The following is a 17,262-nucleotide window of genomic DNA, read 5'->3' as shown; positions in this document are numbered from 1 at the left end:
ATTAGTAAGACCCCTTGAAGACGACGAGGTAGATAGGTTGGAGGTGGAAGTGCAGTAATGCATGGAGCTGACCAATACTAATCGGTCGAGGGCTTATCCAATATTTCGAAGAACGCAGATTCGTTTCGGATTCAGTTTTCAGGCGATCAAGCCTGGAATGTATATTCCCTGATAGCTCAGTTGGTAGAGCACTCGACTGTTAATCGAGTTGTCACAGGTTCGAGTCCTGTTCGGGGAGCCATATGGAGAGGTGTCCGAGTTTGGCCGAAGGAGCACGATTGGAAATCGTGTAGGCGCCACAAGCGTCTCGAGGGTTCGAATCCCTCTCTCTCCGCCACTAATTTTTACAGTATGGCCCGTTGGTCAAGGGGTTAAGACACCTCCCTTTCACGGAGGTAACATGGGTTCGAATCCCATACGGGTCACCAATTTTTCACTTGATTTCACTAGGTGGAATTGGTACAATAGCAATTGTTGTTTATGGAGGCTTAGCTCAGCTGGGAGAGCATCTGCCTTACAAGCAGAGGGTCGGGGGTTCGAACCCCTCAGCCTCCACCATATACAACTTCTTACTGACGCGGGGTGGAGCAGCCCGGTAGCTCGTCGGGCTCATAACCCGAAGGCCGCAGGTTCAAATCCTGCCCCCGCAACCAATTTGGAACCGTGGTGTAGTTGGCCTAACATGCCTGCCTGTCACGCAGGAGATCGCGGGTTCGAATCCCGTCGGTTCCGCCATTAATGCTTTTAATCTTATACGGCTCGGTAGCTCAGTCGGTAGAGCAAAGGACTGAAAATCCTTGTGTCGGGGGTTCGATTCCCTCCCGCGCCACCATGATTTCTTACAAATGAATATGCCGGTGTAGCTCAATTGGTAGAGCAACTGACTTGTAATCAGTAGGTTGGGGGTTCAAGTCCTCTCGCCGGCACCATCTGTGGAGGCTTAGCGAAGTGGCCAAACGCATCAGACTGTAAATCTGCTCACGTACGTGTTCGGTGGTTCGAATCCATCAGCCTCCACCATCTTTAGGGGCATAGTTTAAAGGTAGAACAACGGTCTCCAAAACCGTTGGTGTGGGTTCAATTCCTGCTGCCCCTGCCAATGAAAATTTTAAAGCTTAATATGGCGGCCGTGGCGAAGGGGTTAACGCACCGGATTGTGGTTCCGGCATTCGTGGGTTCGAGACCCATCGGCCGCCCCATTTCTTTAAAAGACTGGTTGGCGAAATTGTTAGAAACAGCTTAATATGGCGACTGTGGCGAAGGGGTTAACGCACCGGATTGTGGTTCCGGCATTCGTGGGTTCGAGACCCATCAGTCGCCCCATTTTTTTCTAAAATGATATTGGGGATTAGCCAAGCGGTAAGGCAACGGACTTTGACTCCGTCATTCATAGGTTCGATTCCTATATCCCCAGCCATTTATGCGGACGTGGCTCAGCGGTAGAGCATCGCCTTGCCAAGGCGAGGGTCGCGGGTTCGATTCCCGTCGTCCGCTCCATTTTTGTGGCGCCATAGCCAAGTGGTAAGGCAAAGCTCTGCAAAAGCTTTATCCCCAGTTCGAGTCTGGGTGGCGCCTCCATTATTTTGGAACTTATTATTGCAACTCATGAATACGCCGGCGTGGCGGAATGGCAGACGCGCTCGACTCAAAATCGAGTGGGAAACCGTGGAGGTTCGAGTCCTCTCGCCGGTATAACAAAAACAGGTTGATAATCGTGTTACACGATTATCAACCTGTTTTTCTGTATGAGGATTATTTTAGTAAGGACACTTTTTTAGCTGCCGGGGAATCTTATCGGGTTTGGCTAAATGTGCTCCAGCTGTTTACAAAATGCCCAATGGCGAACAGAACCGCTGGGATAGCAAATAAATAGGAGTTAAGCCATACGGCAAGCAGAATAAAATACAGAATCGGAAATAGGGCCATGGGAATAGGGATGAAGCTTAATGGTTTGAAGAGAATGGCGAATTCTCTGCCGCTCCAAAAGAAGCGTATCCAGCAAAGATAGTAAATAATTAAACAGATGAACATTAACCCTGTTAACAAGTTGACAGGCTGCGCGGCAATCTTGGTGCCGAACAAGATAGGCATTGTGAAACAAGTCACTTGACCTACCCGCTCGAATACAGTGAAAATAAAAGGCGGGGAAACGGTTTTCGGAATGTTGTGCGGCGCGAAGAATATTAAGAGCAGGTTCGGCAGTAAAACTAATAACGGCAAGATAAAACCTTTGAGATGTAAACCCATAATAAGCTCCATTCTAACGTTGAATAGTGGAATGTGGCATCTTTGTACTGCGAATTTTGATTTTTGGTTTGCCTGATATATAGATGGCTTTCTTAGGACAAGAGGCAGCACATTTCATGCAGAACTCACATTTGTTTCCGTGAAGAGAAACATGGCCGGTCATCGAAATATTTTGTACCGGACATTGTCTCACACATAGCCCGCAGCCTGTGCATTGAGAGGCTTCGATCCGCAGCTTAAGCAGGAGGCGCATAGACATCCAAGGCAATGCCGTTCTCCTCGACAATAAGGATACAAATGAAGATCCTTTATACTCGGTATCCCACTTAACCTTTCCGGCAATGGAATCGCTGACAAATTGATCAGCCTTGTCACAAGCTGCAATTAATTGGTTGAGGTCTTGCTCCTTGCTCTGATGTGTATCGGTCATATTGTTAGGCATACTGATCTCACAGGCTGAAGTTGGGGTATATCCTTTGTCCTTAAGCAGTGTAAAGAGTGGTTTTAGTATATAAGCAGAATTATTAAGAGTAGCAATTACATACACCTTGGTTCCAGAGCTCTGGGGCAATGACCGAAAAAACCTCCAGATAAAAGGGGAGACCGCCTGGGAGTTGACCGGGAAGGCAAACCACAATTGTTCAGCCGGCTCATTTTCAGAGAGGATGTATCCTTTTTCGATATGCTTAACAGAGACGTTGCAGCCGTTCATTGTAAGTGAGTTCACTGCGTGGTCCACAATAAGCTGTGTATTGCCTGTGCCGGAAAAGTAATAGAAATCGATTCTTTTATTCATCCGTGTCATCCTCCTGTGCGGTAATATTCTGCTCCAGTAAGCGGAGCGTTTCTTCAGACCAGGCAGCATAAGCCTCCCACATCTTCTGGCCAAAAGACAATACCATTAGGATTTGCCTGTGATTGCTGTGTACATCGATATTCTGTTTAAGCTGCGCTTCAAATTGTTGAAACAGTTGCTGTTGCCGGAGGTGGCTGGTTTGAAACTCTTTTACATGCTCCAGCATCGTGTCTGATGAGTTAGCATTTGAAAAGTACAGCTTCAGCAAAATTTCAAAACGGATAAGCTCCTTTTCAACCGGTGATTTGAGCCACTCCTGCAGTTCTAATCTTCCCGGCTCTGTAATCTCATACTTGATGCTTTGCTTACTATACACAGGACGGTCAGCGGAAGAAACTGCAATCAGCCCTTCAGAAGTAAGCCGTTTCAACTCCGGATAAATCTGGCCAAAGCTCTCATTCCAAAAAAAGGACAGCCGGTCATCTACAATCCGTTTGATTTCATAGCCGGATAAGTTTTCTTCGTTCAAAAGACCAAGTATTACATAAGATGTTTTGTTCTTCTTACTGCTCATATCCTCTCATCCAATCTAAATATATCTTTTAGATACAAATTATTCTATAAAATGGCTAGTGTCAAACGATTTAATCACACGATCCGGAAGTAGGTTTCAGGATGAATAAAAGCTCACAGCAAAGAGTACTCCTTAGGCCGTAATGGCTTATAGAGTACTCTAATATTAACTATACGTTTGACTGTCTGCGTCTAGTACGGCGTCTGGTTGCTTAAGGGAGTTTGTTGCCTGCTGCACGGTAAATTTCATACCATTCCTGGCGGGTCAGCGTAATATCCGAGGCCTTGGCGATGTCGAGCAGACGCTGGGTATTGGTTGTGCCCACGATCGGCTGCATGTTCGCCGGATGTCTGAGCAGCCAGGCGATGGCGATAGCGGTGTCAGCGACTTCTTTTTCAGCAGCTAGCTTGCCGATTACTTCATTGAGCTCAGGGAACTTCTCATTGCCCAGGAATACGCCTTCAAAGAAGCCGTATTGGAACGGGGACCAAGGCTGAATCGTCATATCATGCAGGCGGCTGTACTCCAGAATGCCTCCATCATGTACAACCGAAGCGGAGTTGGTCATGTTCACGTTAAAGCCGGCATCAATCATGCCAGAGACCATAATGCTAAGCTGCAGCTGGTTGAAGAGCAGAGGCTGTTTGACGTTTTTTTTGAGCAGCTCGATCTGCAGCGGGTTCAGGTTGCTGACCCCGAAGTGCTTGACCATGCCTTTTTGCTCCAGATAATCAAAGGCTTCAGCCACTTCCTCTGGCTCCATCAGGGTGTCAGGACGGTGTAGCAGCAGGACATCCACATAATCGGTCTTCAGGCGCTTAAGGCTATTCTCCACCGAAGTCACAATATGCTCCTTGGAGAAGTCGAAGAAGCCGTTGCGGATTCCGCATTTGGTCTGGATCATCAGCTGCTCACGCATGCCTGGGCTGGCAGCCACTACCTCGCCGAATACCTCTTCAGCTTGTCCGGCGGCATAAATATCCGCATGATCAAAAAAGTCTATACCCGCCTCCAGGGCACTGTGAATATGCACATCCGCTTCCTGCGGAGAAAGATCGGCAATACGCATACATCCTAAAGAAATCTGAGCAACCTCAAGCTGGCTGCTGCCTGCTTTAATTTTTTTTACCACTCTGCATTCACTCCTTAATGTAGTGTTCCTAGTAAAGTGTAGACCTTAGAGTTAACTGTAAGTCAATAGATTTTTAAAGCGCTTTTAATAGACTCGAAATGGTGTTAACGTAGAGATGGAGCCGTAGCCATACGGCAGAAGGGAGCAAATAACATGGGATACAGCATCAAAACCATATCACAAAAAAGCGGTCTGAGCCAATATACGCTGCGTTATTATGAAAAAGAGGGTGTGCTGCCCGTTGTGGCCAGGGATGAGAATGGAAACCGCTGTTTCCACGATGAGGATCTGGAGCTGATTTCGTTAATCTGCTGCCTGAAGGACACCGGAATGCCGATTGCTGATATCAAGCAGTTCATCTCGCTATCCAAGGAAGGGCACAGTTCACTTCCCGAGCAGCGCAGATTGCTGCAGGAGCATAAGTTGCATATTGATGAGAAGATTAAATTTTTTCAGACCTTTGCACAAAAAGTGGAGCATAAAATCGCTTATTTCTCTTCCCTTGAAGAACAGGCTAAAGCGGAGAGCAAGTAAATCCTGGCATGATAGGACAAGTATCGCATATAAATTTGGCTGTGAGGAATGTCGTTGATATCCATAAAATGGAATTGCCGGGATTCCTGCGGTTAATTGTACCGGATCAGTCCGGTTGTATGAACGGATGAATAGCAGCGGAAGAGCGGCGGGTATGAAATTCTTTGCTGTGCCTGGGGTTGTATGAACTTTGCAGGGAGAGGTAATAGGAAGAACAACGGGCAAACAGGAATTGAAACGTGGTTATGAGGGAAGATCAAACTCCTTCTAATGTTAGTGAACATAACATATATTTTGCCGATTCAATGACAAACGGGTTTGTTATCTTGACGAAAGAGTTGCCGATGTTATGATATAGGTAATTAAGGAAGGTAATTGAAAGGACTATGTTACTAAAAGTAACGTTTGATTGAGAAACTTCCTTGTAGGATGGATTAACAGAATAAGCTCTTGTATAAGCTCAATAATCCGGTTTGAGCGTTTCGACCAGGCGACCGTAAATTGCCCCAGGCTACAAGAGGTATAGACTAAGAAATGTTGTTCTTCGCGCGGTGTCATGCCGGGTAGGGAATACGTTCTACTCTGTACCTTTTGTGAGCCGGGGCTTTTTTGTCGTGCGCCAATTCACCCAAAAACCTAAAGAAGAGGTGTGTATTCATGAGTTATGAACTGATCATTAAAAATGCCAACATTCCGCAAGGCGACAGACAGGTGCTGACTGACATTCTGGTTAACAAAGGTGTGATTGTCGGGTTCGCCAAGGATATTGAGGCTGAAGCCGATGTGATCATTGATGCTGAAGGTAAGCTGGTGCTGCCGGGCGTCATTGATTCGCATACCCATTTTAATGATCCGGGATTTACACACCGCGAGGATTTCGTAACCGGAACAAGCAGCGCCGCAGCGGGCGGGGTAACGATGATTGTCGATATGCCATGCTGCAGTGTGCCCTCGGTCCGTTCTGCCGATAATCTGTTCAACAAGCTGAACGCACTAGAAGGCAAAGGGATCGTCGACTACGCGATGTGGGGCGGCATAACCGGCGAAGATGTACGCAATAACGTGCTGCCGGAGATTATCAGTGAGCAGGTGGCTAACGGTGTAGTGGCCTTTAAAGTGTACATGACCCCATCCGTGCCATCGTATCCGCGGGTAACCGACCCGGAAATGCTGGAGGCGTTTGCCGCCGTATCCCCTACGGGGCTGCCAATTGGCATTCACGCCGAAAACTATGCAATCTGCGATTACTTTACGGGTAAGCTGAAAAGTGAGGGCCGCCTTGATTATCCAGCCTGGGCAGAAGCGCGTATGGCGCTCGCAGAAAAAGCAGCTATCCAGCTCGGTATTAGCTTCGCCGAAGAGACGGGTGCCCGGCTGCATATCGTGCATATGAGCACAGGAGCTGGCAACCAGCTGATCCGTGAAGCCAAGCTGAAAGGTGTAAAAGTAACGGCGGAATCCTGTCCGCACTATTTGACACTCAATGCAGTGGACGCTATGACCGAATTTGGAACATTCGCCAAAATTGCACCGCCGCTGCGCCGTGCGGAAGATAATGAGGCATTGTGGCAGGGGCTGGAGGACGGAACGATTGACTTCATGGCTACCGACCATGCGCCGTATGAGATTGCCACGGAGAAAGATGCGCCGGGTATGGATGTCTGGACTTCCTTCCCGGGTATTCCGGGGGTAGAAACGCTGGTACCGATTATGATCAGCGAAGGCTATAACAAAGGCAGACTGAGCCTCTCACGGCTGGTAGAGCTGCTGTGCACCAATCCGGCTATCCATTACGGGCTGTATCCGAAGAAAGGCGCGCTGGAGATTGGTACCGATGCCGACTTCACGATTGTGGATCTGGAGAAGGAATGGACGATCGACAAAGACCAGATGCACTGCAAACCGAAGTACACCCCGTTCCACGGTATGAAGCTTAAAGGCAAGGTTGATAAAACCATCGTTCGCGGCACTCTAGTGTATGACGATGCGCTGGGTGTGGTCGGCAAACCAGGCTACGGTGAATATGTTAAACGGCAGACGATCAGCGAGCTTCCGCGTTTATTGAAATACTAATAAAAGCAAATATATACCCACAAACCGAGAAGGAAGTGAAAAGCATGGGCAAACACGCTGTAGTAATCATAGATATGTTGAATGACTTTATTCATCCAGATGGGGCGCTGACCTGTCCGAACGGTGCGGGAATCGTTCCGGCGCTGCAGGAGTTGATTGAATTCAGCCATGAGAATGAGATTCAGGTTATCTTCGTACAGGAAGCGCACCGGAAGAACGATGCCGACTTCCGGGTCCGGCCGATCCATGCGATCAAAGGCAGCTGGGGTTCGGATTTCATCGACGAACTTAGACCCGATGAGTCAAAAGGCGATTACGTGGTGCAAAAGAGACGCCACAGCGCATTCAGCTACACGGATATGGATCTGTTCCTCCGTGAAGAAGGGATCGACACGGTGGCGGTCACCGGTGTATGGACGAATGTCTGCGTCCGCTCCACGGCATCCGATGCGATGTACCACACGTATAAGGTAGTTTGCATTAGCGACTGCTGCGCATCCAAGGATGAGGAGATGCATTTGTCCGGACTGCGTGATATCGGGATTTTTGGTGAAGTTGTAACCCTGGAGCAATATAAAGAGAAGAACGCAGTTGTAAAAGGTTGAGCCGGGGAGCAGGTTCTTACCTGCTGCTGAGGAGTGTTAATGACCTGCTGCTGCCGGAGAATAAGAGTTAGTACAGCAGCTATATACTGGCGTACAAGGTAACACGTATGAGTATGCAATTACAGCCCCTGTGTTGCCGGGAAGCTCTCCCGGTTATGCAGGGGCTGTTGCTCTGCGGCAGGCCGATGAGCAGAGCGGTGCTTTACGAGAAGCGCTGGCGGTACTGGCGGGGAGAGATGCCTTCCAGCTTCATGAAGCTGGAGCTGAAATACGGCGCCTGGTTGAAGCCAACCTCCTCGGCGATCCGGGAGATGGGGAAACTGGTCTGCATCAGCAGCAGCTTGCTCTGCTCAATACGGTAGCGGAGCAGATATTCCATAGGTGAGCAGCCATACTCCCGGTTCATGCAGCGGGCGATATAGACCGGATGAAAGTTAAGGCTGTCTCCCAGCATGCCGGTTGTAATCTCCTCGCGGTAATGGGCACGCAGAAAGGAAGCCGCCTGTTCAGCACAGGCAGTGGACTGCGAAGCGGGACGTTCGCGGTGCACGGAGGCGGAAAGCTGCTGCAGAATCTCCTGGAACAGCATCTGCTGCTTGAATCGGACGGAATCGAGATGGGCGTTAACCTTCAACAGCTCCAGCTGAGCCAGCAGCTCTTCCAAGCGGGAAGGCTGGAGCAGTGTCATGTACTGCGATAGCCACAAGCTGAAGGTGCGGACGTCAAAAAGCGCAGAATGTGCGGACTCATCCGGCGTATCCTGTTCGCTTAAGGCTGCAGAGGGAGCGCTCACAGCACACCAGGAGCCGGAGGTCTGGAAATGCAGCCAGTAGTAGGAGCTTTCCTCCCGGCAGCCTTCGGTTCCGAAATGATGGCAGTCGGGACGCAGAATCAGCGCTTCTCCTGCATGTACTTCATAGTTTCGGTCCTCTTCCCCGAGATAGAGACAGCCCTCGCGGACGACCAGCAGATCGAATACCTTGATGTTCTGCCGGTTCACATGACGGAAGCCCGGAGGGAAATAAGTCAGTCCGCTGATAATATAATGCGGCAGCGGTGGGCTGGAGAATTGAAGCAGGCTCATGGTGGTGGCGTCCCCCTGTAGTTAAGGTTTAGAAATTGAAAGTTTAGGTTGGGAATTTGCTACATTTTCCAGAGTATATCACCTATAATTTACTTCTAGCAAGGAGTACTGGAGGCTTGTTGCAGCGGAAAATGAAGAGTGCAGCAGATGAGGGGAGAGTTCATTTAGTGAAACCTAAGGCTGGGAATGTCGGACTGTGGATGCTGGCCTGGCCGATTTTTATAGAGATTTTCCTGCAGACGCTGCTGGGGACTGTCGATACCGTAATGGTCAGCCGCATCTCGGATGATGCAGTCGCGGTTGTGGGAATCTCCAATCAGCTGTTCGGCGCACTTATCACACTCTTTACCACCTTTGCCGGTGGGGCGGGGATTCTGGTAGCCCAGCGGCTTGGCTCGGGCCGGCAGGAGGATGCCCGTACGATAGCCATTATGGGAGTAACAGCGAGCAGTGTACTGGGACTCGCGGTCAGTATAATTCTGTTCTTGTTCGCTGACCCTATTGCACGTTCACTGAACATTTCCAGGGAGCTAATTCCACTGGCGCATGTTTATCTCACTTATGTCGGCGGAGGGCTGTTCCTGGTTGGGCTGACCGCTTCGTTCGGTGCGGCCATCCGTAATACAGGCAATACGAGAGGACCCATGTATACGGGGGTTGCTGTCAATGTAATCCATATCGTACTTAATTACATCCTGATCTTCGGTGCGTTCGGGCTGCCACAGATGGGACTCGGCGGGATCGCCATTTCTAATTTGATCAGCAGGCTGCTGGGTGCAACTGTTCTGATGGTTATGTTCTGCGGAGCTTTTGAACGGAAGATCAAACTGCGGGACTTCGGGACTTTTAAGCGGAAGCTGTTCGGGGAAATTGTGAAGATCAGCTGGCCGCTGGGACTCAATTCCTCATCCTGGGTATTGTCGCAGCTGGCTATTTATTCTTTTCTGGCTATGCTAGGGGCTAAAGAGCTGGCGGCGCGCACCTATCTGAACACTTTGGAATCGTTCTGCTTCACGCTGGGTTATGCGATAGCGATGGCGGGCCAGATCCGGATTGCCCATTTGTTCGGAGCCCGTAAGCTTACTGAGGTCTACCGGGGAGCCTTCCGCACGCTATATATCGGGCTGGCCATAGTCAGTGCCAATGTGCTGCTGCTGTTTGTATTCGGCAAAACGCTGCTGGGATTCTTTACAACGGACCAGGAAATTATCTCCATTGGAGTCTCACTGCTCGCGCTGAATCTGATTCTTCAGCCAAGCAAAATGCTCAATATGGCTATGGGCAATGCACTGAACGCCATCGGCGACACCCGGTACACGATGATTGTCTCCATGATCTCCATGACAGTTATCGGTGTGGGAGGCTCTTACCTGTTTGGTATTAGCAGCGGCTGGGGACTGGTTGGTATTTACTGCTGTATGATTGCTGATGAAGCGGCCAGAGGGCTGCTTGTGCTGCGGCGCTGGCGGGGGCGGAAGGTGCTGCATGCAGCTGAGGTAGAGAGCGGTGGGCGCCAGTCCGTCCAGGGTAAGGGCGGCAAGACTCTTTTTAAAATGAACGTCTAAGTTGTGATCTGCTGCAGGCCATTAGTTATATCGGGAACCCCGGTTTGTCTTCGCTCAGAAGAGAAGCCGGGGCTTCTTGGCGTGCGGTGAAAAGGCGGAATTCCTGCGTTCCTTCACAAAAGTTGAAAATGTTCACTCCCCGCTGCTCCACATAATACAGGAATACCCTGAAGCTCCACTGTTCGGGCGGACGCGGCTTTTCTATACTTGGGTCATATACAGGCATAGGAGAGTGAGGGCTTTGAGACAGCGCAAACGCAAGACCGGAACACCGCTCGCGATAGATCTTCCCTTAAAAGGAGGCGGCCCGGCAGCATCACCACTAGGGTCAGGCACGGTAAAAAAGAAGAGGAAGGGATTCCTCCATGAGCTGATCCATAACCGGATTCTTTTTCTGATGCTGCTTCCGGCACTGTTATTCTTCCTGGTGAATTCGTATTTTCCGATGGTGGGTGTGTATTATGCTTTTACCCAGTTTGACTTCAATTCCGGGCTGTTCAGTGCACCGTTCGTCGGGCTCAAAAATTTTGAGTTTCTCTGGAAATCCGGCACTTTGGTGAAGCTTACCCTCAATACGATTGGTTACAATCTGGCTTTTATCGTACTGGGTAACGTACTGGCGATCGTCTGTGCAATTCTGCTCAGTGAGCTGCGGGTGAAATGGTTCAAAAAGCTTACGCAGTCTATCATGTTCCTCCCGTACTTCGTCTCCTTTGTAATCCTGAGCGTTATCGTCTATAACGTGTTCAATTATGATAGCGGTTTCTTGAATACGCTGCTGGCCCGGTTCGGCGCAGGTCCGGTCGATGTTTATAATAAGCCGGTGGTTTGGATTTTTCTGATCATTCTTTTTTACCTCTGGAAAAATCTCGGCTACAGCATGGTCATTTATCTGGCCGCTATCACAGGAATCAGCGATGAGTATTATGAGGCAGCCAAAATCGATGGTGCGCATATTTTTCAGCGGATCTGGTACATCACGGTGCCGATGCTGAAATCTACCTTTGTCGTGCTGCTGCTGTTCTCGCTCGGAAGTATTATGAAGGGGCAATTTGACCTCTTTTACCAGCTGATCGGCAACAACGGGGTGCTGTACAATACAACGGATATTCTGGATACGTATGTATTCCGTTCGCTAAAGGTTACTTTTGACATCGGAATGGCGACAGCGGCAGGCCTGTATCAATCGCTCTTCGGCTTCATTCTGATCATGACGGTGAACTACATTATCCGCAAAATAAACGATGATTACGCATTGTTCTAGGAGGAGAGAAGGAGTATGCAAATCAAAGACGATCATTATACGCGGCTGCTGCAGGGCCTGGCGTACACGGTCATTATTCTCGGCTCGCTGGCCTGCCTGATTCCGTTTCTGCTGATTATCTCGGCTTCTCTGACTGCCAATGAATCGATCATCAAGGACGGTTATCATCTGATCCCGGCGCAGTTCTCGGTGGAGGGCTACAAGACGGTATTTACTTTTCCTGACGAGGTACTGCGGGCGTATGGGGTTACGCTGTTTACAACGGTGACGGGCACGCTGCTGGGGCTGTTCTTCATGACGATGGCCGGATATGTGCTGGCCCGGAAGGATTTTAAATACCGTAATACGTTCTCCTTCTACATCTACTTTACGACGCTGTTCGGCGGGGGATTGGTGCCCTGGTACATTATGATAACCAAATATCTGCATCTGACCGATTCATACGGCGCGCTGATTTTTCCGGGGCTGATGACCCCGTTCCTGATCATTCTGATGAAGAACTTTATCCGCTCGGCTGTTCCTGAGGAGCTGTTCGAGTCCGCTAAGATCGACGGGGCCGGTGATTTCAAAATCTACTGGCGGATCGTGCTCCAGCTGTCGATGCCCGGCATCGCCACAGTAGGCTTGTTTCTGGCCCTGGCGTATTGGAACGACTGGTTCTCCTCTTCCTTGTTCATCAACGATCCGCACAAATATCAGCTGCAGTTCCATCTGTACAACGTCATCAACTCTGCGGCCTTTATCGCCAACATGGGCGCGGGCACGGGGGTCAGTCTAGGGAGCGATCTGCCGACCGAATCGACCAAGATGGCGATGGCCATTGTCGTTACCGGACCGATTCTGTTCCTGTACCCGTTCATTCAGCGGTATTTTGTAAAAGGCTTGACGATAGGCGCTGTTAAAGGTTAGAACCGTATAGTGGAGCACGCCGTGAAGGTAGTGCCTGTTGTCCGGCTAACATAGTTTTGTTCGAAGTGACTCGAGGATGCTTAAACTAAACAAAACTAAGTTTATGCTTCCGAGGCAAGTTTTGTTCGAAGTAACTCAAGGATGTGTATGCTAAACAAAACTTTTAGGAGGGTTCATGATGAAAAAGAAGACAGGCCGAAGATCTCTGGTTACGCTTACAACGGCTGCGCTGGCGCTCTCGCTCCTTGCGGGCTGTGGCGGCAATAACAACAGCGGGAACAGCGCAAACGGCGCAAACAGCGGGACAGACGGCAATAAAGACACAGCCGCAGCAACGGACAGCACAACCAGTACGGCAGCTCCGGCAGAGACCGGAATAGACACTTCGAAGAAGGTGGAGCTCCAGTTCTATATGCTCGGCGATGCCCCTAAGGATCTGCCGGTCATTCAAGACGAAATCAACAAGATGGCTCAGGAAGAGCTGAACGCCACGGTTAAGTTCAACTATACAAGCTGGACGGACTGGGATCAGAAGTATAAGCTGCTGCTGTCTTCCGGCCAGGCGATTGATCTGATTTTTACAGCGGACTGGACCCAGTATCAGTCGTATGCGAAACGAGGAGCCTTCCTGGCGATTGACGATCTGCTGCCTAAGGCTGCGCCGGAGCTGCAGAAATTCGTACCGGAGTCGATGTGGGAAGACGTGAAGGTAGACGGCAAAATCTATACCGTTCCTGCCACTTATAAAGAGTACGTAACCAACGGCTTCGTATACCGCGAGGATCTGCGCAAGAAATATGATCTGCCTGTGCCTAAGGATCTGGCCAGCTATGAGGCTTATATGGACGGCATTGTCAAAAACGAGCCGGATATGATGCCAATGTCCCTGAACAGCGATATCGGCAATAATCTCCATTACATTTATACCGAGCTTAACAAAATGATTGGCGCTCTCCCTTACGGGATGGGAGTGAAGTATGAATCGCCTACTACTGTCTATTCCTACTGGGGTTCTGATGAGCAAAAAGAAGAGCTGAAAACAATGAAACGCTGGGCGGACAAAGGCTTCATTCCGAAAAACGTGCTGAACATCAAAGATACGATGCAGGATCCGATGACTTCCGGTAAAGCGGCCAGCATGTTCGGAGATAATCCGACGCGCTATAACGACATGAAGATGAAGATCAGCACGACCCATCCCGAATGGGAGCTGGCCTATTCTCCATTTGGCCTGACCACAGGTTACGCTACGCCTGTACATCCGATTCACAACGGCTTTGCGATTCCGAAGAGCAGTAAAAATCCGGAAAGAGCGCTCGCGTTTTATGAAAAGCTGGTCCTCGACAAACGCTATAATCAGCTGACACAGTATGGTATTGAGGGCAAAAACTACACCGTCGAAGACGGCTACTACAAGCTGGTCGGCACCAGCACAAGCAATGGCTTCTCCCGTGAAGGGATGAACGGCTGGGCTTGGAGAAATCCTGAGTTCATGCTGTTCGATAAAGGCTTCGACGGTGTGAAGGCTATCTTCGATGAGCTGGACAAAATCCAGAAGCCTGACCTGTTCCTGGGCTTTGCAGAAGACTACTCCTCGTACCAGGCGGAGAAAGCGGCACTGGAGCAAGTGGAGAAGCAATACCTCTTCCCGCTGGAGGCAGGTCTGGTTGAGGATATTGATAAAGGGCTGGAAACCTTCATGCAGAAGGCCAAGCAGGCCGGGCTGGAAAAAATCCAGACCGAGTGGACGAAGCAATGGAACGCTTATGTTGCGGAGAAAGGCATTAAGTAGCGGAGGAGTGCCCCGGGAGCCGATGGCTTCTGGGGCTTTTTTATTTTGTCGCTGTGCTGTGGGGGAGGGGGTGCTTAAAGTGGACGCTCCTAAAACGGAATGTTGTTCCAACCGCTGTTGTGTCCGGATTTTTTGATTTAACCCTGGCGGTGGAAATCCGGACACAAAGGCGGCCGCTACCGCTTTTCCACAATCATTCCGTTTTATCCGCTGTTTAAGCGGTAACTGCTCCAGCCCAGACCGCTCCAGTCAAAGCCCGCCAGCCACCGGCTTCCGGGGTAAGGGGAGGGAGCAGCAGGAAAGCCAGCCTCCGGGTAGTTGGAGGCTGGCTTGGGGTGGCAGGCTTGAGAGCGGCCTCATGAGGCAGCCCGGGCATTTAATTGCCGAGGCTGCTCATTGAAAAGAGCGGGATAAGGGCTAGGCATTTTTAGAGCGCCGGTAGTCGGTTGGGGTGGTGCCGAAGCTGCGCTTAAACATCCGGTGCAGGTAGGAGCTGCTCGTGAAGCCGCAGCGCTCGGCAATGGTCGTTACCGGCAGGTCGGTATTCTCCAGCAGGCTGCACACCTCGCGCATCCGTACCTCCAGGATGACGTCTACGATGCTGGTCAAGGTCTGCTGCTTATAGAGCCGGCTGATGTAGATCGGAGACATATCGAGCTCATCGGCGATCTGGTTCAGGCTAAGATTCGGCTCCATATAGTTCTCGGCCACCTTTTGATTGATCAGGCGGATCAGATCATGCTGCTTGGCGTTTTTTTTCTCAGACAGCTGTCCGCGCATTTCACTGAACAGGGCGAAGAAGGCGTCTTCCAGCTCAGCGACGGTTTCTACAGATTCCAGAGTAGGCAGGGCGGGCGCTCCATCACATTGTAAACGGTTACGTTTTTGGACGGTATTGATGATTTCTTTGATCGTCACACTAAGTCTCGACACGGCTAATTGCACGGTATGGAAGGGATACGATTCCGCTTCCCGGATAATGGTGCTGAAATGCTCCTTAGCCTCCTCGATCTTGCCGCACATCAGCGCATCGGTCAGACGTTTTTCTTTTTCCGTCGGATAGTGGTACGTATTGGCCTGAAGTGCACTTATGGACTGCGCACTGATGATACAGCCATGCCCGTAAAACAGCCGGTGATTTGAGGCTTCTCTGACCTGTTTGTAAAGCTGGTGCAGCTGCACGGCATTCCGGTCGATATGGCTGTAGGTTAGGGTAAGGCTTATTTTCAAATAATCGGAACAGGCCAGCTGAATTTGCCGCAGGAGTGTCTCGATCAGACCGGTGTCGGTGTATTCTATCGAATCTATGATATTCAGGAGCACAAGTATTCCATCATCATTCATATCGACGGTTTCTACCCGGTAGGTCTGGCCGCAGATTTCTGAGGCGATGTTCATAATTGCAAATTTGTACGCCAGCAGGTAGGACGACCGTTCATCCCTTAATTCCTTGTAGTTGTCAATCCGCAGGAGGATCAGCCGGTAATCGTCATTGAAGGTAAAATGAATGCCGAGCTGCCTGAGCTTCTCTACCTGCTGAATGGATTGCAGCGGCTTCAGGCCGAGGACCAGGTCGCGCATGGTATTTTGCCGGATCATAAACATGCTGTCCCTTTTTTCATTCTCGAGAATGTTCATCTCGCTGACAATCCGGTTGATCGGCAGATACAGGCTTTTGGAGGTGATCCAGGATAAAACGATCCCCCCAACCAGAATAAGGGCGGCGATGAGCAGGGTGGCGTTTCGGATACTGTCGGTCTGTTTAGTGATAATCTCATAAGGGGTGATGCGTACATATTGCCAGTCTAGATCATCCGGAGCAGTATAAGAGATCAGTGAATTGACGCCGGCAAACTTGTCGATAAAGTAGCCCTCGGAGTCTCCCTTTATCTTCTGGTCTACCCAACGGGCTTCCTCGGGCGAAAGCTCCTGCTGTTCCAGACTGTTGCCGGACAGGAAAGAGCCATTGCCGGAGAGAATAAAGGTTGCGCTTTTGGAATCGGCAGGGCTGTTAATCTCTTTGTTGATCCAAGGGGCGGAAATGTTAACGATCACAGCCGAGTTAATCGTCCGGTCCCATCCAATGGCATCGTAGCATAAGAAGGTATAAGCCCGAACCTGATCGTTCTCCTCGGCACCGTTCGAATAGACGCGCGGAATCGGCATAAATGGCTTGTATTCCTCGTAGTGGTTCAGAATATCCAGAATGTTCGTATCCACCAGTTCCTGCTCGGTAAATACACCGTTCTGGCCGTGGGAAGAGGCGATATAGAGCTTTGCGCTCTTCGGATTATAAACGTAGATGGATTCGATATACGGCATAGAGCTTAAGTAGTTTCCGAGCTCCGACATGGCGGCTGTGACGTCATATATATCGGGCTTGTCGTAAAAGACGATTTTGGAGATGGTGCTGTTACGGTAGATCTGAAATGAGAGCGATTGCGCGGCTTCGTTCATGTTAACAACCTCTTTGCTGGTCTGCGTGAGATCGCTGAGGTCGGAACGAAAGGCTTGCGTTTTCTCGACGCCAATATAGTAGTTGTAATAAATAATGGTGGAGACAAGGAAGGTTAAGGACACACAAAGCGTCATACTGACCAATATCCTGCTGTACAGTGCTCTTCGATTGCCGAGCTTGTTCAGTCTCATTAGCATCCCCCTGAATTCATTGTGAGTACCGGCGTCTG

14 protein-coding genes, 16 tRNA genes, 1 rRNA gene and 1 riboswitch are annotated in these 17,262 nt (G+C 50.0%); of the genes, 24 read left to right on the top strand and 7 right to left on the bottom strand.

The features are described 5' to 3' along the window. The 17 genes from L6H70_RS26895 to L6H70_RS26815 all read left to right on the top strand — a co-directional run. Nucleotides 1-101 (top strand): 23S ribosomal RNA (locus L6H70_RS26895); the annotation flags it as partial. Nucleotides 102-165: 64 nt separating this feature from the next. Continuing rightward, nucleotides 166-241 (top strand) — tRNA-Asn (locus L6H70_RS26890). Between the two features lie 3 nt (nt 242-244). Next, nucleotides 245-337 (top strand) — tRNA-Ser (locus L6H70_RS26885). A 16-nt stretch (nt 338-353) separates the two neighbouring features. After that, nucleotides 354-428, top strand: a tRNA-Glu gene (locus L6H70_RS26880). A 54-nt stretch (nt 429-482) separates the two neighbouring features. Further along, a tRNA-Val gene (locus L6H70_RS26875) sits at nt 483-558 on the top strand. 18 nt (nt 559-576) lie between these two features. Beyond that, nucleotides 577-653: transfer RNA gene (locus L6H70_RS26870), tRNA-Met, on the top strand. 4 nt (nt 654-657) lie between these two features. After that, nucleotides 658-735, top strand: a tRNA-Asp gene (locus tag L6H70_RS26865). 21 nt (nt 736-756) lie between these two features. Beyond that, a tRNA-Phe gene (locus L6H70_RS26860) sits at nt 757-832 on the top strand. 21 nt (nt 833-853) lie between these two features. Next, nucleotides 854-929: transfer RNA gene (locus tag L6H70_RS26855), tRNA-Thr, on the top strand. Between the two features lie 5 nt (nt 930-934). Beyond that, nucleotides 935-1,020: transfer RNA gene (locus tag L6H70_RS26850), tRNA-Tyr, on the top strand. Between the two features lie 5 nt (nt 1,021-1,025). Further along, nucleotides 1,026-1,099: transfer RNA gene (locus L6H70_RS26845), tRNA-Trp, on the top strand. A 24-nt stretch (nt 1,100-1,123) separates the two neighbouring features. After that, nucleotides 1,124-1,199 (top strand) — tRNA-His (locus L6H70_RS26840). A 48-nt stretch (nt 1,200-1,247) separates the two neighbouring features. Next, nucleotides 1,248-1,323, top strand: a tRNA-His gene (locus L6H70_RS26835). 19 nt (nt 1,324-1,342) lie between these two features. Beyond that, nucleotides 1,343-1,417 (top strand) — tRNA-Gln (locus tag L6H70_RS26830). A gap of 5 nt (nt 1,418-1,422) precedes the next feature. Continuing rightward, a tRNA-Gly gene (locus L6H70_RS26825) sits at nt 1,423-1,497 on the top strand. A 7-nt stretch (nt 1,498-1,504) separates the two neighbouring features. Beyond that, nucleotides 1,505-1,578, top strand: a tRNA-Cys gene (locus tag L6H70_RS26820). 35 nt (nt 1,579-1,613) lie between these two features. Then, nucleotides 1,614-1,692 (top strand) — tRNA-Leu (locus tag L6H70_RS26815). A 99-nt stretch (nt 1,693-1,791) separates the two neighbouring features. On the opposite strand, the gene L6H70_RS26810 is transcribed toward L6H70_RS26815, so the two are convergent. The 4 genes from L6H70_RS26810 to L6H70_RS26795 all read right to left on the bottom strand — a co-directional run bounded on the left by L6H70_RS26810 (nt 1,792) and on the right by L6H70_RS26795 (nt 4,749). Beyond that, entirely contained in the window at nt 1,792-2,259 is a 468-nt protein-coding gene (locus L6H70_RS26810; protein ID WP_236337288.1) for a hypothetical protein, read from the bottom strand. Between the two features lies 1 nt (nt 2,260). Beyond that, the gene (locus L6H70_RS26805; protein ID WP_236337287.1) at nt 2,261-3,043 is read right to left on the bottom strand and encodes an EFR1 family ferrodoxin; all 783 of its coding nucleotides are present in this window, start codon (nt 3,041-3,043) and stop codon (nt 2,261-2,263) included. Continuing rightward, nucleotides 3,036-3,617, bottom strand: a complete 582-nt coding sequence (locus tag L6H70_RS26800) for a PadR family transcriptional regulator (RefSeq protein WP_236337286.1) — start codon at nt 3,615-3,617, stop codon at nt 3,036-3,038. The genes L6H70_RS26805 and L6H70_RS26800 overlap by 8 nt, the downstream gene beginning before the upstream one ends. Nucleotides 3,618-3,828: 211 nt before the next feature. Then, nucleotides 3,829-4,749, bottom strand: coding sequence for an aldo/keto reductase (locus L6H70_RS26795; protein WP_279306800.1), 921 nt, complete (start codon nt 4,747-4,749; stop codon nt 3,829-3,831). Between the two features lie 153 nt (nt 4,750-4,902). On the opposite strand from L6H70_RS26795, the gene L6H70_RS26790 reads away from it, so the two are divergent. The 3 genes from L6H70_RS26790 to L6H70_RS26780 all read left to right on the top strand — a co-directional run bounded on the left by L6H70_RS26790 (nt 4,903) and on the right by L6H70_RS26780 (nt 7,961). Then, the gene (locus L6H70_RS26790; RefSeq protein ID WP_054943934.1) at nt 4,903-5,283 is read left to right on the top strand and encodes a MerR family transcriptional regulator; all 381 of its coding nucleotides are present in this window, start codon (nt 4,903-4,905) and stop codon (nt 5,281-5,283) included. Nucleotides 5,284-5,713: 430 nt separating this feature from the next. After that, a riboswitch (purine riboswitch) is annotated at nt 5,714-5,817 on the top strand. A 123-nt stretch (nt 5,818-5,940) separates the two neighbouring features. After that, complete coding sequence (gene allB / locus L6H70_RS26785; protein WP_236337285.1) at nt 5,941-7,356, top strand: allantoinase AllB; 1,416 nt, start codon at nt 5,941-5,943, stop codon at nt 7,354-7,356. A 44-nt stretch (nt 7,357-7,400) separates the two neighbouring features. Continuing rightward, on the top strand, nt 7,401-7,961 hold the full coding sequence (locus tag L6H70_RS26780; protein WP_236337282.1) for a cysteine hydrolase family protein: 561 nt from the start codon (nt 7,401-7,403) through the stop codon (nt 7,959-7,961). A 202-nt stretch (nt 7,962-8,163) separates the two neighbouring features. Here the strand turns inward: L6H70_RS26780 and L6H70_RS26775 are convergent, their stop codons facing one another. Continuing rightward, nucleotides 8,164-9,045, bottom strand: coding sequence for a helix-turn-helix transcriptional regulator (locus tag L6H70_RS26775; RefSeq protein ID WP_236337280.1), 882 nt, complete (start codon nt 9,043-9,045; stop codon nt 8,164-8,166). A gap of 167 nt (nt 9,046-9,212) precedes the next feature. On the opposite strand from L6H70_RS26775, the gene L6H70_RS26770 reads away from it, so the two are divergent. The 4 genes from L6H70_RS26770 (at nt 9,213) to L6H70_RS26755 (ending at nt 14,575) form a co-directional block, all read left to right on the top strand. Next, complete coding sequence (locus L6H70_RS26770) at nt 9,213-10,610, top strand: MATE family efflux transporter (protein ID WP_236337278.1); 1,398 nt, start codon at nt 9,213-9,215, stop codon at nt 10,608-10,610. Between the two features lie 241 nt (nt 10,611-10,851). Then, the gene (locus L6H70_RS26765; protein WP_423802886.1) at nt 10,852-11,874 is read left to right on the top strand and encodes an ABC transporter permease; all 1,023 of its coding nucleotides are present in this window, start codon (nt 10,852-10,854) and stop codon (nt 11,872-11,874) included. A 15-nt stretch (nt 11,875-11,889) separates the two neighbouring features. Then, nucleotides 11,890-12,783, top strand: coding sequence for a carbohydrate ABC transporter permease (locus tag L6H70_RS26760; RefSeq protein WP_054943930.1), 894 nt, complete (start codon nt 11,890-11,892; stop codon nt 12,781-12,783). A gap of 178 nt (nt 12,784-12,961) precedes the next feature. Then, a complete protein-coding gene (locus L6H70_RS26755) occupies nt 12,962-14,575 on the top strand; it encodes an extracellular solute-binding protein (RefSeq protein ID WP_236337277.1) in 1,614 nt (537 codons plus the stop codon). A gap of 214 nt (nt 14,576-14,789) precedes the next feature. Here the strand turns inward: L6H70_RS26755 and L6H70_RS26750 are convergent, their stop codons facing one another. Together L6H70_RS26750 and L6H70_RS26745 are read right to left on the bottom strand one after the other, a co-directional pair. Next, entirely contained in the window at nt 14,790-14,951 is a 162-nt protein-coding gene (locus L6H70_RS26750; RefSeq protein WP_236337276.1) for a hypothetical protein, read from the bottom strand. A 41-nt stretch (nt 14,952-14,992) separates the two neighbouring features. Continuing rightward, nucleotides 14,993-17,224 carry a helix-turn-helix domain-containing protein gene (locus L6H70_RS26745; protein ID WP_236337275.1) on the bottom strand — a complete coding sequence of 744 codons (2,232 nt, stop codon included), beginning with the start codon at nt 17,222-17,224 and terminating at the stop codon, nt 14,993-14,995. Nucleotides 17,225-17,262 lie beyond the last annotated feature (38 nt).

This window comes from Paenibacillus auburnensis (assembly GCF_927798115.1).
In the GTDB taxonomy this organism is placed as follows: domain Bacteria; phylum Bacillota; class Bacilli; order Paenibacillales; family Paenibacillaceae; genus Paenibacillus_AQ; species Paenibacillus_AQ auburnensis.
This window is presented reverse-complemented; position numbering and strand designations above follow the sequence as displayed.